Source organism: Catellatospora sp. NPDC049111, from assembly GCF_040648615.1.
Lineage (GTDB): Bacteria > Actinomycetota > Actinomycetes > Mycobacteriales > Micromonosporaceae > Catellatospora > Catellatospora aurea.
Genome location: NZ_JBEZEB010000003.1, coordinates 339,170 through 355,433, shown reverse-complemented (window position 1 = coordinate 355,433; position 16,264 = coordinate 339,170). Strand labels below are relative to the sequence as shown.

13 protein-coding genes, 4 tRNA genes and 1 other RNA gene are annotated in these 16,264 nt (G+C 69.9%); 8 read left to right on the top strand and 10 right to left on the bottom strand.

Features of this window, described 5'->3' with window-relative positions; translation table 11 throughout:
• Nucleotides 1-42: 42 nt before the first annotated feature.
• The 4 genes from AB0B66_RS06545 to ffs form a co-directional block, all read right to left on the bottom strand.
• Nucleotides 43-1,053 (bottom strand): ABC transporter permease, encoded by a 1,011-nt coding sequence (locus tag AB0B66_RS06545; protein WP_360523818.1) that lies wholly within the window; start codon nt 1,051-1,053, stop codon nt 43-45.
• Between the two features lie 366 nt (nt 1,054-1,419).
• Nucleotides 1,420-2,013, bottom strand: coding sequence for a recombination mediator RecR (gene recR, locus AB0B66_RS06540; RefSeq protein ID WP_360523815.1), 594 nt, complete (start codon nt 2,011-2,013; stop codon nt 1,420-1,422).
• Nucleotides 2,014-2,025: 12 nt separating this feature from the next.
• On the bottom strand, nt 2,026-2,331 hold the full coding sequence (locus AB0B66_RS06535) for a YbaB/EbfC family nucleoid-associated protein (protein ID WP_239167937.1): 306 nt from the start codon (nt 2,329-2,331) through the stop codon (nt 2,026-2,028).
• A gap of 125 nt (nt 2,332-2,456) precedes the next feature.
• An RNA gene (ffs, locus tag AB0B66_RS06530) (signal recognition particle sRNA small type) lies at nt 2,457-2,552 on the bottom strand.
• Between the two features lie 60 nt (nt 2,553-2,612).
• Between ffs and AB0B66_RS06525 the strand changes: the two genes are divergently transcribed.
• Nucleotides 2,613-2,697 (top strand) — tRNA-Ser (locus AB0B66_RS06525).
• A gap of 62 nt (nt 2,698-2,759) precedes the next feature.
• Here AB0B66_RS06525 and AB0B66_RS06520 read toward each other — a convergent pair.
• Entirely contained in the window at nt 2,760-5,084 is a 2,325-nt protein-coding gene (locus AB0B66_RS06520; protein WP_360523812.1) for a carboxypeptidase regulatory-like domain-containing protein, read from the bottom strand.
• A gap of 349 nt (nt 5,085-5,433) precedes the next feature.
• On the opposite strand from AB0B66_RS06520, the gene AB0B66_RS06515 reads away from it, so the two are divergent.
• The 4 genes from AB0B66_RS06515 (at nt 5,434) to deoD (ending at nt 7,551) form a co-directional block, all read left to right on the top strand.
• Complete coding sequence (locus tag AB0B66_RS06515; RefSeq protein WP_360523809.1) at nt 5,434-5,973, top strand: hypothetical protein; 540 nt, start codon at nt 5,434-5,436, stop codon at nt 5,971-5,973.
• 22 nt (nt 5,974-5,995) lie between these two features.
• Nucleotides 5,996-6,085: transfer RNA gene (locus tag AB0B66_RS06510), tRNA-Ser, on the top strand.
• Between the two features lie 69 nt (nt 6,086-6,154).
• On the top strand, nt 6,155-6,799 hold the full coding sequence (locus tag AB0B66_RS06505) for a hypothetical protein (RefSeq protein WP_360523806.1): 645 nt from the start codon (nt 6,155-6,157) through the stop codon (nt 6,797-6,799).
• A 41-nt stretch (nt 6,800-6,840) separates the two neighbouring features.
• Nucleotides 6,841-7,551, top strand: a complete 711-nt coding sequence (deoD, locus tag AB0B66_RS06500) for a purine-nucleoside phosphorylase (RefSeq protein ID WP_203698501.1) — start codon at nt 6,841-6,843, stop codon at nt 7,549-7,551.
• 70 nt (nt 7,552-7,621) lie between these two features.
• Here deoD and AB0B66_RS06495 read toward each other — a convergent pair whose 3' ends face one another.
• Nucleotides 7,622-8,971, bottom strand: a complete 1,350-nt coding sequence (locus AB0B66_RS06495) for a DUF6114 domain-containing protein (RefSeq protein WP_360523802.1) — start codon at nt 8,969-8,971, stop codon at nt 7,622-7,624.
• Between the two features lie 63 nt (nt 8,972-9,034).
• Complete coding sequence (locus AB0B66_RS06490) at nt 9,035-9,661, bottom strand: DUF6230 family protein (protein WP_360523799.1); 627 nt, start codon at nt 9,659-9,661, stop codon at nt 9,035-9,037.
• Between the two features lie 629 nt (nt 9,662-10,290).
• Here AB0B66_RS06490 and AB0B66_RS06485 point away from each other — a divergent pair.
• Nucleotides 10,291-10,515 (top strand): winged helix-turn-helix domain-containing protein, encoded by a 225-nt coding sequence (locus AB0B66_RS06485; protein WP_144119775.1) that lies wholly within the window; start codon nt 10,291-10,293, stop codon nt 10,513-10,515.
• Nucleotides 10,516-10,669: 154 nt separating this feature from the next.
• On the opposite strand, the gene AB0B66_RS06480 is transcribed toward AB0B66_RS06485, so the two are convergent.
• Nucleotides 10,670-10,742: transfer RNA gene (locus tag AB0B66_RS06480), tRNA-Arg, on the bottom strand.
• 55 nt (nt 10,743-10,797) lie between these two features.
• Nucleotides 10,798-10,888: transfer RNA gene (locus tag AB0B66_RS06475), tRNA-Ser, on the bottom strand.
• Nucleotides 10,889-11,032: 144 nt separating this feature from the next.
• Between AB0B66_RS06475 and AB0B66_RS06470 the strand changes: the two genes are divergently transcribed.
• A complete protein-coding gene (locus tag AB0B66_RS06470) occupies nt 11,033-13,333 on the top strand; it encodes a carboxypeptidase regulatory-like domain-containing protein (protein ID WP_360523796.1) in 2,301 nt (766 codons plus the stop codon).
• Between the two features lie 163 nt (nt 13,334-13,496).
• Nucleotides 13,497-15,821, top strand: a complete 2,325-nt coding sequence (locus AB0B66_RS06465) for a carboxypeptidase regulatory-like domain-containing protein (protein WP_360523794.1) — start codon at nt 13,497-13,499, stop codon at nt 15,819-15,821.
• Nucleotides 15,822-15,867: 46 nt separating this feature from the next.
• Here AB0B66_RS06465 and AB0B66_RS06460 read toward each other — a convergent pair whose 3' ends face one another.
• Entirely contained in the window at nt 15,868-16,242 is a 375-nt protein-coding gene (locus tag AB0B66_RS06460) for a hypothetical protein (RefSeq protein ID WP_360523791.1), read from the bottom strand.
• Nucleotides 16,243-16,264: the final 22 nt, after the last annotated feature.

The window sequence follows — 16,264 nt, the reverse complement described above, 5'->3', positions numbered from 1 at the left end:
CGTTTCTCGAACCGCGCTGTGGGTGGTGTTGCGTGGCTGGGGTCAGCGCTTGCTCTTGGGATCGAGCGCGTCGCGGAGTCCGTCGCCGAAGAGGTTGAAGGCCAGCACGGTGATGAAGATCGCCATGCCGGGGAAGAACATGAAGTGGACCACCGAGTTGCGCGCCGCGTCGGCCAGCAGGCCGCCCCAGGTGACGCCGGGCTCGCCGACGACTTGGCGCTGCACGCCGACGCCGAGGAAGGACAGCGCGGCCTCGAACAGGATGTTCGTGGGGATGAGCAGGGTGGCGTACACCAGGATCGGTGCCACCAGGTTCGGCAGCATCTCCTTGACGATGATGTACGGCCCGCGGGCGCCCAGGCTGCGGGCGGCGTCCACGAACTCGCGCTCGCGCAGCGACAGCGTCTGCCCGCGCACGATCCGGGCGATGTACGGCCAGTTGAAGAAGCCGATGATGAAGATCAGCAGGGCGATGCGCAGCGAGTTGCCGGACAGCCCGAACGCCCGGTCGGGCAGCACGCCGACCAGGGCGATCGCGAACAGCAGCAGCGGGAACGCCAGGAAGACGTTCATCAGGAAGCTGATGACGGTGTCGACCACGCCGCCGAAGAAGCCCGCGATCACACCGAGGGTGGAGCCGATGAGCACCGACACGAGGGTGGCGAGGAAGGCGATCAGCAGCGACACCCGGGCGCCGTAGACGACCTCGCTGAACAGGTCGCGGCCGTTCTGCGGTTCCAGCCCGAAGAGGAAGTCGCCGCTCATCCCGCTGTTCTCGAAGAACAGGAAGTCGCCGCGGGGCAGGCCGCCCAGTTCCGCCGCGAGCAGGTCGGCGTCCTGGTGGAACTCGTTCGGGGGGTGGCCGAACCAGCTCACGATCAGCGGCGCGAAGACCGCCATCAGGATCAGCAGGATCACCACCACGCCGCCGGCCATGGCCGCCTTGTCGCGCTTGAGGCGCGTCCAGGCGATGCGGCCGAGGGAGCGTCCCTCGATCGCCTTCGCGGGTGCCCTGGTCCCCTCAGGGGCCGAGGTTTCGGTTCGCGTGGCCATATACCGGCTGCCTCCCTGCGGAGGCGACGACGTCGCACCGGTCTGCCCGGACGGGCGGGGGCGGTGCGCCGCGCGCGACATCCGCTCGGTTGTTACCTGCGTGATTCGCGCCGCCCGACCCTCTGTCCACCGTGGGGGCGGTCGGATGACAGGGCGACAGCGGTGGAGTGTGGTGCACGCCACCGCATGATCAGAGCATTCTTCGCAAGTTCGTCCGGCGTCAAGTTCACAGGGTGCCTGTAACCAAGTTCAGGCCGGTCCGTGATGAGGGCGTTATAAAAAACGGACGCGAGGTACGAAGAAAATCGCAGGTAAAAGCCAAGAAGATATCGAGCTATGCGAATCTTTGCGAGATTGGCGGGCCGCTCAGAGGGTCCGTCGGCCCTCAAAAGCGCGACCCAGAGTGATCTCGTCGGCGTATTCGAGGTCGCCGCCGACAGGCAGACCGCTCGCCAACCGGGACACCGTGATGCCCATCGGCTTGACCAGGAGCGCGAGATACGTCGCCGTCGCCTCGCCCTCGGTGTTCGGGTCGGTGGCGAGGATCAGCTCGGTCACCTGACCCGAGCTGAGCCGGGCCATCAGCTCCCGGATGCGCAGGTGGTCGGGCCCGATGCCCTCCAGCGGATTGATCGCCCCGCCGAGCACGTGGTAGCGGCCGCGGAACTCGTTGGTCCGCTCGATCGCCACGACGTCCTTGGGCTCCTCGACCACACACAGCGCGTCCTCACGCCGCCGCGGGTCGCGGCAGATGCGGCACTGCTCCTCCTCGGCGACGTTGAAGCAGAGCACGCAGAAGCGCACCTGCTCCTTGACCCGGGACAGCGCGGCGGCCAGCCGCTTGATGTCGGTCGGATCGGCCGAGAGCACGTGGAACGCGATGCGCTGGGCGCTCTTGGGCCCCACTCCGGGCAGCCGGCCGAGCTCGTCGATGAGGTCCTGGATCGCGCCTTCGTACACGGTCGGCCGGGCCTAGAAGGGGAGGCCCATGCCGCCGAGACCGGCGGAGAGCGGACCCATCTTCTGCTCGGTCAGCTTGCGCACCTCGTCGGCGGCGTTGGTGAACGCGGCGGACACCAGGTCCTCCAGCGTCTCGACGTCGTCCGGGTCGACCGCCTTCGGGTCGATGGAGATGCCGCGGAACTCGCCGGAACCGGTCATCTTCACGGTGACCAGGCCGCCCCCGGCCGTGCCGGTGACCTCTGCCTCCGCCAGCGCCGCCTGCGCCGAGGCGAGCTGCGCCTGCATCTTCTGCGCCTGCTTCATCAGCTGCTGCATGTTCGGCTGTCCACCCGGCCGCATCGCCGCACTCCTCTAACAGTCACCCGTCGGATGTCGCCCTCAGCCTAGTCCCCGCCACCGTCACCAGGCGTTGATCATGAAGGCGAGCGGCGTTCGCGGGCATGAAAGGGCCCCCGTGCACCCGGTATTGCCTGCTTATCCTTGCTGCCTTCCGGCCCTGGGGAGGTTCACAGGGTGCCGCCGCACGGGGGCAAGTCAAACTGTACCCGGCGGGGGTGCACGTGCCGACCCCGACCCCGGTATGTATCCTTCTCGACGGAGGATTCGCCTAGAGGCCTAGGGCGCACGCTTGGAAAGCGTGTTGGGATAAAACCCTCACGAGTTCGAATCTCGTATCCTCCGCTCACTGAGCAGCAACGTACAGGAGCCCGGATCACACGATCCGGGCTCCTGGCGTTTCCGGCTCAGCTGTACGGGTAGACCACGACCTTCTCGCCGGTCGTCGGGATCGACACCGTCTTGGCGCTGTCGAAGTCGGTCCCGCCGTACCAGCCCTGGCCGGGCAGGCCGCCCGCGTACTCCAGCTTCACCTGCTGGCCGCCCATCACGCGGTAGACCGCCTGGCCGCCGGCCTGCTGGACCCAGACGAAGCCGGCCACGTCGCCGTTGCTGTTGTTGTACGCGACCGCGAAGCCGCCGGCCGGTGAGCCGGTCGCCGTCACCTTGACCAGGGCGCCCAGGGTGAGCTGCTGGTCGAACGTGGTGGTCTGCCCCGCGGTGACCGGCACCAGGGTGGCGCTCTGCCGCCGGTGGGCGGCCCCGCTCCACTGGAACGCGTGTGTCGACGTCTGGAAGCTCAGCGGCCACGAGTACGGCCCCAGGAAGTCGAGCGTGTACCGGCCCTGGGTGTCGACGGCCACCCGGCCCTGCCCGGCGTCGCCGATCACGGGGGTGACGACGGCGACGGTCCCGCTCGTCACCGGCGCACCGTCGGCACCGGTCACGACGCCCGTGACGGAGCCCTTGCGATCCATGTAGATCTTGTGGATGTCCTTCCGCTCCCCGGCCGCCACGACCACGTTGCGAGCCAGGTCCTGGCTGCCGGTCCCACCGGTGAGACCCACCCACTGCGCGCCGTACGCCGAGCCCGGGCCGGGCAGCGCGAACACCTGGTAGGTGCCCGCCGCGACGTCGAGCACGACCTCGCCGTCGGCGCCGCTCTCGCCCGCGCAGCCCTCGAAGAGCCGGAACTTGGTCTTGGTCTGCGTGAACAGGCACACGCCCGCCACCGGCGCGCCCGTGGCCGCGTCGACGACCTTGGCCCGCAGCGAGCCGTACGGCACGAGCGTCAGCTCGATCTCGGCCTGCTGCCCGGCCACCACGGTCACCGGAGCGACCTGCTCCAGCGGCTGGTAGCCCGAGGCGTAGACGGCCGGCTGCCAGGTGCCCACGGGCAGCTCGGACAGCGTCGCGACGCCGTCCACCGCGTCAGTGGAGTACGAGCCGGCCTGCACGTAGAAATCGGCGACCGGCGCACCGGTGACGGAGTTCTTCGCGGTGATCCGGATGCTGCCGGTGGCCAGCCGGGAGTCGTCGACCACGACGTTCTGTCCCGCCGTGACGATGAACTCGTCCGCCGCCTCGCGGCTCGTCTTGCCGTACGCGTACTGGGTGAAGTTGTGCTGCCAGCTGAAGAACATCGCCGAGTACTCGCCGACGAGCAGCCCGTCGACCTGCCAGTCGCCGTTCGCGTCCGTGCGCCCGCTGTAGGTGCCCGCGTATTCGTCGATGAGCGACACCTCCACTCCGGCCATGCCGTTGCCCGCGGCGTCGGTGAACCTGCCGCTCGCCGAGCCGGTCGGCAGCAGCGTCTCGTCCACCGCGGTCACGTTGCCCGCGGTGACGGTGAACAGCTGCGCCTCGGCCGCCAGCCGCTTGCCGGGCACGTACTGCAGGACTGAGTGGTCCGAGTCGAACGGGATCATCACCCGGTACGCCCCGGCGAGCACGTCGATCCGGTACCGGCCGTCGGCGTCGGTGCCGGCGTACCCGGCATAGCCGTCATCAGGCCCGCGGAGCAGGACGTCGGTGCCGGCCGCCGGTGTGCCGTCGGCCCGGACGATCCGGCCCGCAACCGCCCCCAGCGGCAGCTCCGTCTCGTCGACGGTGACGGTCTGGCCGGCCGCCAACGAGAAGATCTGCGCCAGGCTGTGGTCGAGCTCGCCCGGGACGTACTGATCCTGGGAGCCCACCTTGAAGGCGACACGGTATGCACCCGTCGGCAGCACGGCCTGGTAAGCGCCGGTCGCGTCGGTCTCGGTGAACTGCCAGATGCCGGAGGGCTCGGAACTGAAGGTCACCGTGCGGTGGGGCAGGCCGTTGCCGGCGGCGTCGATGAACCTGCCGGTGATCGTGCCGACTGCGATGAGCGTGTCGTTCACCACGGTGGTCGCGCCCGCGGCGACGGTGAACTCGGCCGCGCTCTCGTAGGTGGGGGTGTGGTAGGCGTACTGCCAGGGTCGGCCTGGCGGGCTGAAGCGAACCTGGTAGCCGCTGCCCGGCGGCAGGTCGGCGATCACGTAGTCGCCGTTGGCGTCGGTCTCGGCCGCGCCGAAGCCGGCGCCACTGGCCTCGACGTGGGCGTTGGCGACGGGCCCGCCACCGTCGGTGAGCCGGCCGGTGATCGTGCCGGTGTCGGGGTCCGCGTGCGCGGCGGCGGCCAGTCCCGTGGTGGCGACCGTCGCGGCGAGCAGCATGATTCCGACCCGGCGCAGCAGATGTCTGCGCATGCGTCCTCGTGGGGTGAGTGGTGGGCGGAGCACACGCACGGGGTGATGTCGGACCCCCGTGAGCGCCGACACCATAGCGGCCGGAACCGACCGTCCGTTGTCCCTAGGTCGGGCCTCCCCCGGCGACAGACGCGAAAATTTTTACCCGCGATGCGCTGCCCGGTTCGTGCCTGTCCGAAGGTATTCGCACCGCATAGCCCCGCGCAGGAGTGAATGAACATGCCGTCCCGCAGACCCGAGAAAGCCTCAGCGTGAAGTGGCAGTTACGGAATGTAGTCGTATAGTCGAGGGCACGACCTCACCCCCGGTGGGAGTCGCCTCACAGGCCGGTGTCTTTAGGGGGACAGCCATGCGTGGAGCTTTCGCCCTCGCGACCGTCATGCTGCTGGGCGGCGCGTGCGCCCAGGCGACACAGGCCCCGGCCACCCCGGAACAGGGGCCGGTAGTCAGCGCGACGCCGGTGGTCCAAGGCCCGGACATCGTGCACCTGCAGGGCGTACGTGACGTGCGCTTCGGCGCCAAGCGTGCTGAACTCGAACACCGCCTGGACAAGGCACGCACCGGCTGCAGCACGCAGGTCACCGGCATGCCGCAGGGCAATCTCGTCTTCGCCGCCGACGACCGCCTGGTCATGATGTGGTTCGACGCGCCGCTGCGCACCCCGGAGGGCGTGCACACCGGCAGCACCGTGCAGGAGGCGCGGACGGCCTACCCGAAGGCGGAGGTGCTGACCGCGCCCGCGGGCAGCCACCGCTTCGACGGGCTGCTGGTCACCGAGGGCGACCGCGGCTACCTGTTCCTGCACGACGGGACCACCGTGCAGAAGGCCGTGGCCGGTTACGGGGAGTACCTGACCCGGCTCTTCAATACCGGTTTCGGGGCCTGCTGAACCCTCGTGTAGAGTCTTCGGCGGTGGCGTGTCCGAGCGGCCTAAGGAGCACGCCTCGAAAGCGTGTGAGGGGGTAACTCCTCCGAGGGTTCAAATCCCTCCGCCACCGCCAACGGCAGAACGCCCGGCAGTCCTTCACGGACAGCCGGGCGTTCTCCTTTACCTACCCCGAAAGAGCACCGTGCCTGAGACCGCTGTACCCGAGTCCGCCCTGCCCGGCTCCCCCGAGCCGCCGCCCGCGGCGCGTTCCCGGCGCACCGCTGTGATCGCGGGGCTCGCGGTCGGCGGCCTGCTGGTAGGCGGTGTGGGGGCGGCGCTGGCCGCCCGGTCCGTGCTCGCCGAGCCGGAACCGCGGCAGATCTCGGTGACCGCCCCGCCGACGCTCGGCGGCCGTCCCCGCATCGTCGACGAGCGCGGCATGGAGACCCTGCTCAAAGCCCTGCCCGACCTGGTCCGCAAGGAGGGGGTGCACCGGACCGGCAGCTTCTACCGCGGTGCGGACGGCGAGTACGGGCTGCTCATGTACGCCCAGGTGGGTGGCTTCGCGAGTGAAGAGGTCGCGTTCGACAACCTGTTCGCCGGGATGGGCGAGACCGGCTTCCCAGTGCTCGGCATCGCCGACGCGCCGCCCGGCCCGCTCGGCGGACGCGCCGCCTGCGGCACGGTGACGGTCGCCGAGCTCGGCAAGGTGCTGCCGGCGTGCGGCTGGGCCGACCGGGAGAGCTACGGCTGGATCCTCTGGTACTCCTCGACCGTCGAGCAGGCGCGGGCCGAGTTCGCCGGTATGCGCGGGCAGATCGAGCTGGTGCGGCCGTCCGGGGCCTGATCTGCCGCCGGGGCACTGCGGCCACGTGGGAAGATCGCGTCATGAGTACGCATATCGGCGCCAAGCCTGGTGAGATCGCGGACCGGGTCCTCATGCCGGGCGACCCGCTTCGGGCCAAATGGATCGCGGAGAACTACCTCGAGGACGCCAAGTGCTACTCGACGGTGCGCAACATGTTCGGTTTCACCGGCACCTACCAGGGCACCCGGGTCTCGGTGCAGGGCTCCGGGATGGGCATGCCCTCGGCCTCCATCTACGCCCACGAGCTGATCAACGAGTACGGCGTGAAGACGCTGATCCGGGTGGGTTCCTGTGGGGCCCTGGCCGAGTCGCTGAACCTGCGCGACGTGGTCGCCGCGATCGGGTCGAGCACCGACTCGAACATGAACCGGATGCGTTTCGACGGTCTGATCGACTACGCGCCCGTGGCCAACTTCGAGCTGCTCCGCAAGGCCGTCGAGGTGGCCGAGCAGCGCGGCATCACCATGCGCGTCGGCCCGATCCTGGCCGCGGACGCCTTCTACACCGACCGCCCCGACCTGTACGACACCCTCGCCGACTACGGCGTGCTCGCGGTGGAGATGGAGTCGGCGGCGCTGTACACGATCGCGGCCCGCTACGACGCACGGGCGCTGACCATCCTCACCGTCAGCGACCACATCAAGCGCGGCGAGGCCACCACGGCGCAGGAGCGCGAGCAGACGTTCTCGCAGATGGTCGAGATCGCGCTCGACACCGTCGTCGCCGGCTGATCCCACTATCACCCACGACGAAGGCCCCCGGCCGCGGAGCGCTCCGCGGCCGGGGGCCTTCGCCCTGTGCTCAGATCTTGTGCTCGTCGATCTTCATGTCGGGTGCCCGCAGCTTGGGCGAGTCGACGTACACCAGGTCGATCACCGGGTCGGTGAAGAAGACCAGCGGCGGCGTCAGCAGCGGCGGCTCGTCCGGCGAGTAGTCCACGTCCAGCACGCCGAGGGCCTTGCCCCGGAACCGGCTGGTGTAGAAGTACACCCGGTCGCCCTCCACCGTGAGCTTGGGCGTGGTGATGTCGGTGACCCAGCTGTCCTTGCCGTACACCCGCAGCCGGAAGTCGTTGGTGTCCGACTTGTCCATCGAGAACCGGAGGGTCCGCACGGTCCCACCGTCCTTCGTGGGCAGTTCCACGATCCCGTCGAAGGTGAGCCCGTACATCGTCACCCGGCTGCCGGTCATGAGCGCGGGGCGCTCGGCGACCGGCTGCTGGCCGCGGGCGGCCTTGAGCGTCGGCGCGGGCGACGGGGTGGGGCTGCCGGTCGGGTCGGGCGAGGCAGTCCCGCTCGGCGACGGGCTGCCGGAGGGCTCCGGCTTCGGGGAGGCCGACGGCTTCGGCCCCCCGGTCGGTGACGGCTCCGGGGAAGGGCACGGCTCCGGTGACGGCGATGCCGACGGCGACGCGCTCGGCGACGCCTGGTCGGCGCCGAGCAGGCCGCCGACCGCCTCGACGATGCCGCCGATGATCTCGCGTACCGGCCCGGTCCGGGCCGCCGTCTGGGTGGTGCCGCAGTCCGCGGCACGCGCGGGCTGCTGTGCGACGACCAGGCTGAGTGCGCTGGTCGCCAGCGTCGCCACGGCGATCACCATGGCGGCGTGGCGCGGGCCGCCCCGGCGCTCGTCGACGACGGTCTCGTCGGCGGCGGGCTGCCGGGGGGCGGGCACGCCGTCGCGCAGCGGGTTCACCGCTGGCGGCAGGGTGTCCGTCATCGGCCCGTCGAGCAGGCCGTCCATGTCCGCGTGCTGGTCGCCGTCGGGCTCCGGCTCGCCGCCGTCCCCCGCGTCGCCGCCCGGCTCGGCCGGGTTCCACGCGAAGATCAGGCCGCCGCCGGCGATGCCGAGCAGCGTCCCGAGGAACCAGCCGCCCAGGTTCACCGCGAGCAGTGAGTAGATCGCGACGAACACGGCGATCAGGCCGTAGAACATCCGCTGCGCGGGCGTGAACCAGGCCAGCAGCCCGGCCAGCACCAGCATCAGCGGGATGAGCAGCGCCTGGAAGCCGTTGATGCCCACGCTGAGGGTGGCCCCGTCCAGGGTCATCTTCGTGGTGGCGATGATCTCCACGCCGGCCAGTGCGGCCAGCAGACCACCCCAGAAGGGCCGGCTGCGCCGCCAGGCGCTGAACCGTTGCCACAGGGTCACGGGTGCCTCCAAGAATCCGGGAGACCGGGAACGTGCCTAGCCAACACGTCCCCGGTCAACAGCTCAGCCAGCGAAGCAGCCCGTGCTGTCCATGGAGACCGTCAGCGACAGCCCGTTCAGCGCGAACGTGCCGGCCTGGGTCAACCGGGCGATCTGCTTCACGCCCTGGATCTCGGCCTTGTCGGCCTCCTGGCCGAACAGTCCGGCCTGCCCGTGGTGAGGGCCGCCGGCGGTCAGCTCGGAGGCGTCCGCACCGATGTTGATGTTGGTGAAGACAGCGTCGCCCTCCAGGCTGTCCATGCCGATGAGCAGGTTGCTCGCCTTCACCGGCGCGCCGTCCTCACGGCCGGCCCGGATGAAGAGCGTGACGTTGCCCAGGCCCGGGATGGGCGTGGTGACCGACTGGCACAGGTTGGTCAGCGTCGCGTCCTTGATCGCCGACATCGCCACGGGGTGCGGCGTGCCGTTCTTCTCGAAGACCACGCTGCCGTACTGGCTGAAGCCGTTGGCCACCAGGGCGTCCGCCGAGATCTTGGCGGTCTGCCCGGAGACGTGGAAGGTGACCGGGACGGCGCCGTTGGCCACGCCGGCCATCAGGCCGGAGACCGCGATGGTCGCCGGGATCACCACGGCGGCGAAGCGCCGCCATCTGGTACGCCCCAGTACCAGATTGCCTTGCGAGTCCTTCACAGGAACCTCCTCGCGATGGTTTCGTCCCGCGGCACTCCGCCTGCGGGGTCTGTCTTCGCCGTGCGCAGGGTGAGGCCGCGCCGGGGTGCCGACGATGTTTCCGCCTTATGACGCGGACCACAAGTGGCAAGCTACTGACCAGTAACAGTCGGTGGTGTGCTGCCGCCACGACAGCTACACATCGTCATCAGTGATCTCAGTTTTCTTCCGAGACGCCCGATTCATGGGTGGTCGCGATCACACACCGTCGAGATTTACCGATCAGTAACGGTTTGGTAACGGCGCTGTGCGCAGCGGGTCTCCCTCGACCGAATGGCCAGGTCCGGACGCCGACTGGATCTTATATAGACATCCGACCATGCAATTTCGGCCGGCCAAGCCGGGCGCGCGATGGAGGGCGCGGCGGCTCACACCAACCCGGATGCGTCCGCCGCGCCCGGCGTACCGCCTACGCGTCCCTCGCAGCAGTCGGCACACCATCGGTCTCTCTTCCCGTGGGGTGCGAGCCATGGGAGAGAGACCGCCATCACCATAAACGAGCTAGTTGACTATGTCTAGATATCCAGCTGAAGAGTTGATTCGGGGCGAGTGACGGTGATCTACTACTGAAGCGAGCCATGGGAGATGGTATGACCGCGAAGTACGAACGGCTGGCTAACGCCATCCGCGAGAAGATCCGCTCGGGGGAGCTGAAGCCGGGCGACAAACTGCCGTCCATCAGCCAGATCCGAGAGGAGTACCAGATCAGCTACGGTTCGGTCCGCGGCGCGATGCTGGTGCTCAAGGCCGAGGGCCTGATCGAGGGACGCCAAGGGGACGGAGTCTTCGTCAAGGACCCCAACCGCAAGGACTGACCCTCCGACGCCTGCACGCCCGCGCCGCCACGGTGGTGCGGGCGCGACGGCGTGTGCGCCGGATCCGGCCACGCACCCGCCTCGCCCCGAAACCCGCACCTCAGGCCGGAAACGCAAACGCCCCCCTGAACATTGCTGCTCAGGGGGGCCTACGTGCGCCCGAAGGGACTCGAACCCCTAACCTTCTGATCCGTAGTCAGATGCTCTATCCATTGAGCTACGGGCGCTCGGTGCGGGATCAGCATACACGGCCGGATTCCCGGTCGTTCAGGTGGTCCTGCGCGGAGGCTCCGGGATTCGAACCCGGGAGGGGCTTTAAGACCCCAACCGCATTAGCAGTGCGGCGCCATAGACCGAACTAGGCGAAGCCTCCATGGCGGTCCCCGGGTTTCCCCGATGACCACCGACGCAGAAGAATACCGTGCCCCCACGGCCTTGAGCAAAACGGATACCGTGTCGCGCACGGGGACTTCCCCGCGCTGTGTTCATCCCCTCCTTCTCACCAGTCGAGGACCACATGCGCAGGACACCACTGCGCCGGCTCGGACTCGTGCTGCTCGCCGCGACGATCGCCACCATGGGGTTGTCCGCGCCTGCCCACGCCGATCCGGACACCGGCACCATCGCCGGACACCTCACCTTCAACGGCCAGCCCGTCGCCGACGCCCAGGTCTACGTCACGGGCGACGGCTGGGGCTCGGCCACCACCGACGGAACCGGCGCGTACGAGATCACCGGGCTCGTGCCCGGCCCGTACGTGGTCCAGTTCCTGGCCCCCGGCCACCCGGAGCAGTTCGCCCACAACGGCCGCAGCTGGGACGAGGCCGCCCAGATCGCGGTCACCGCCGGAGCCGTGTCGACCGTCGACGAGGCCCTGCTGCCGCACGGCACGATCACCGGCCGCATCGTCGACGCCGCCGGCAACGGCGTGAGCGCCTTCGTCGGGGCCCAGGCCGACAACGGTCTGGGCTCCTCCGTCTGGACCTCGGACGGCAACTACACGCTGGGCGTCTACTCGGGCAGCTACCAGGTCCAGTTCCAGTTCGGCAACGGAACCTCCCAGTGGGCGCACGGCAAGCGCGAGCAGAGCGAGGCGGCCTACTTCGACGTGGCCGTCGGCCAGACGGTCACCGTCGACGAGACCAAGCTGCCGACCGGCAGCGTGGCAGGTCGGGTCACCAACCTCGACGGCAGTCCCGCCGCCGGGGTCGAGGTCCGGCTGCAGGAGACCAACGGCGGCTCCGGCCCGGCCGAGTACACCGACGCCGACGGCGCGTACCGCATCGACGGTGTGTTCGCCGGCCAGTGGCGGATGCGCCTGACCCGCGAGTCCGGGCTGGAGCAGTGGTACCCGAACGTGTGGACCGAGCAGACCGCCGGCACCGTCACGGTGGCGGCTGACAGCGTGCTCACCGTGAACCAGCAGCTGCTGCCGACCGGCTCGATCACCGGACACTTCACCGACGCCGCCGGCAACGGGGTGGCCGACGTACAGGTCGGCCTCCAGTACGCCGCCGACGGCAACTACCTGTCGATGTCGGCGTACACCGACGCGGACGGCGGCTACTCCTTCCCCGAGCTGCCCGCCACCCAGTACGTGGTGCGGTTCGACGGCAACGGCGTCGACCAGTACGCGTACGGCAAGACCAGCTACGGCGCCGCCGACCGGATCACGGTCACGTCCGGGCAGGCCACCGTGGTCGACGACGTCAAGCTGCCCAGCGGCAGTCTGAAGGTCACCGCCAAGAACGCCCTCACCGGTGCCGCGGTCGACGAGTTCTCGATCGACGTGGGCATCCGTTCCGAGTACACCGAGAACGGCGTCATCACCGTCTCCGACCTGCGGGCCGGGGACTACATGGTGCGGTCCTGGGCCAACGGCTACGCGAGCGCCGAAGTCCCGGTCACCATCACCGCGGGCCAGCAGACCACCACCGTGCTCATGCTGACCCCACAGGCCAAGCTGAACACCAAGGTCGTGGACAAGGCGACCGGCTTGCCGCTCGCCGGCGTCTGCGTGTTCGCGATCCTGCCGGAGCACCCGGTGCTGCCGGACGGCTGCGAGCCCACCGGCACCGACGGCAAGATCACGTTGAGCGTCAACCCGGGCAAGGTGCAGCTGTTCGCCTTCCCGACCGACGCGCCGGGCTTCGGCGCGCAGTGGCTCGGGGCCAACGGCGGCACCGGCCTGCAGGGCCAGGCACGCGACTTCACCCTCGCCGCCGGGCAGACCGTCACCGCGCCGGTGATCCGGATGGACAAGGCCGGCACCGTCACCGGCACGGTGACCACCAAGACCGGCGGCATCCAGTACGGCTCGGTCCGGGTGCTCGACGAGGGCTTCAACGTCGGCGGCGGGATCGGTTCGGTCGACATCGACTCCGACGGTCGCTACACGATCGGCTTCCTCGGGCCGTACCAGTGGCCGCTGCTGTTCAAGGCGCTGGACCACGCTCCCCAGTGGAGCGGCGGCACCGGCAACCGGTTCATCGCCGCGCGCATCACGGTGACGGCCGGTCAGACCACCACCTACGACTACAAGATGACCCGGGGCAACCTCATCACCGTGAAGATCCCGGGCCAGAACGGCACCGGCTTCATCGTGGCGGAGAACGCGGCCGCCGGGGACATCTCGGGTGCCGGGTGGACCGAGCAGAGCCTCGCGAACGGAGCCACGTTCCGGGTGCTCGGCCCGCAGACGGTGAAGTTCCGCTGGATCGAGAGCGCCGGCTGGAACTGGTACGGCGGGACCGACCGCGCGTCGGCGACCATCGTGTCCGTCCCGCCGGGCGGCAACACGGTGTTCGTGCTCAGCTGAGCGCACCACCTGCGATGACGCGGGGCCGGGACGGAGACGTCCCGGCCCCGCGTCCGTTATCGGGCAGCGCGCTGACGGACCCGGCCACTAGTGTGCGAGCCACATTCACGGGGCCGCTCCTCCACCCGTGTGTGCACATCCCCTCTCACACCTCTGAGGACGTATGCGCAGACACACGCTGCGCCGGCTCGGACTGACGCTGCTCACCGCCGCGGTCGCCACCATGGGACTGGCCGCGCCGGCGCACGCCGAACCCGAGACCGGCACCATCTCCGGCAGGCTCACCGACAACGGCGCACCCGTCCCCGACGCCTGGGTCGGCGCGTCCGGGCCCGGCTGGGGCGGCGCGACCACCGACGCCGACGGCTACTACCGGATCACCGACCTGCCTCCCGGCGGCGACTACCGGGTCAGCTTCTCGGTCGGGGTCCGCGAGACGCAGTTCGCCCACCAGACCGTCAGCTGGGAGAACGCCACCCTGTTCACGGTGACCGCGGGCGAGGAGCTCGTGGTGAACGAGAGCCTGCTGCCCGTCGGGACGATCACCGGCCGGATCACCAACCCCGACGGCACCCCGCTGGCGTACGCCTACCTGTACTTCGAGCGGACCGACGGGCTCGGGCAGTGGCAGGCCACGGAGGCGGACGAGGACGGCCGTTACCGCATCGAGCTGCTGGCGACGACCTACCGGATCTGGTTCTCCCCCGCGTACGGGGTGACGCAGTACGTGCCGGGCACGCTCCACCGCGAACGGGCCGCGGCCTACGAGGTGCCGGCCGGCGGGACGGTGGCCGTGGACGACACGGCGCTGGCCCCGGGCACGATCACCGGCCGGATCAGCACCTCCGGCGGCGCCGACGCCGTGTACGAGACCGTCGTCGTGCAGCGTGTGGACGGCGCGGGCACCCTCACGACCTACACCGACTCCAGCGGCCGGTACAGCGTTCCGGTGGAGGCGGGCTCCTACCGGGTGCGTATCGACCGCGACGGCCAGACCGTGCAGTACGTGCCGGGAAGCCGCACCGAAGCGGGCGCTCAGGTGTTCACCGTCGCCGCCAACGAGGTGATCACCGTCGACGAGCGGCTGCTCGGCGCCGGATCGATGGCGGGCTGGTTCGCCGACGGTGACGGCACGAGCCTGACCGGCGTCCTCGTCACGGTCAGCGATGAATACGGCACGCACACCACCTCGACCGACGCCAACGGCAACTGGCGCGTCAACGGCCTGGTGCCCGGTCTGTACCGGGTCAGGTTCACCGCCACCACACCGCACGTCGACCAGTGGGCATACGGGAAGCTGACCGCGGAGGAGGCCGAACCGATCCTGGTCCGGGCCGGCGGCACCGTCAGGGTCGACGACAGAAGGCTGACCTCGGGCACTATCCGGATCACCGCCCGTGACGCGGTCACCGGCGACCCGATCCCGAGTTTCGGGGCGCGGGTCGCCGGGGTGTCCGGCCTGACCGAACAGGGCACCCTCGTGCTCACCGGCGTACCGGCGGGCACCTGGCCGGTGACCGGCTGGTCGGGGGGTTACCCCGAGACCACGGGCGAGGTGACCGTGACGGCCGGGCGGGAATCCTCCATCGAGCTGGTGCTGCAGCCGTTCGCGCAGATCAAGGCGAAGGTGGTCGACGCGGTGACCGGTGACCCGATCGCCGGCGTCTGCCTGTACTCCGTGACCGAGGACAGGTTCCGGATGTCCCTGGGCTGCCCGTACGCGAGCGACGGCAACGGCGACGTGCTGCTGCCCTACCTCACGGCGGGCCGCTATCAGGTCTTCGCGCTGCCGGCCGACGGCTCCCCGTACGGCGCGCAGTGGGTCGGCCAGGACGGCGGCACCGGCGACCAGCGCGAGGCCAAGGCATGGACGCTCGCCGCCGGGCAGACCCGCGACATCCACCGGATCCGGATGGACCGGGCGGGCACGATCACGGGTGTCGTCACCGCCGCCGACGGCGCGGTGGTGGGCGACGGCAGGGTCTCGGTCACCACCCCGGCGATCGGTGACGGCACCGTCGGCGACGTCGCCATCGACGCGCAGGGCCGGTACACGATCGGTTTCCTGGGTCCGTACGCCTGGCCGCTGAGCTTCCAGACCGATACGCACGCCTGGCAGTGGAGCGGTGGGCAGGCCAAGCGCCACGACGCCGTCAAGGTGCAGGTGCGCTCCGGCGAGACGACCACATTCGACCAGCGGCTCAAGCTCGGGACCGAGGTCCGGGTCACCGCCGTCGGCTCACCCGCGGGCGGCTTCTCGGTCGCCTACACGGTCGGCACCGGTGATGTGGCCGGCTTCGTCTACGTCTGGCAGCAGGGCGGCGAGGCGGTGTACCGGGTGCTCGGCTCACAGCACGTGAAGTTCCAGTTCAACGAGCTCATCGGGTACCCGGGGAGCTGGTACGGCGGCACGGACTTCGCCTCGGCGACGCCGGTGCGCGTCTACGCCAACGGCACCCCGACGGTCGTGTCCTACCCGTACAGCTGACGGATCTGCGGTGAGGCGGGGGTGGCTGCGGCCGCCCCCGCCTTCGTCATCTCGCGCTCAACCGCCCGGCCAGGGCGGCGAGCAGCACCGCGCCCGCCATCAGCACGGTGAAGCAGGCCCAGGCCACCGGCCACGGGTTGGCGTCCGGCCCGCGGTGCGTCAGGTACGACACCAGCAGCAGCGCCGACGGCACCCCGGCGGCCAGCGGCATCGCCTGCCAGACCGGCACGCCCGAGCGGCCGAGCCACAGCCCCAGCGCCAGCAGCACCAGCGTGAACACGATCACCGCCCAGGTGCGCACCGGCGTCGTCTCGATCAGCTCGCCGGGGTGCTCCGGCCGGTTGCGCAGATCCCACGGGATCAGCAGCAGGTAGGCCGCGCCCGACAGCAGCGGGGCGAGCACGGTCGCGAGAGTCCGCATGCCACCATGCTTACCCCGGACC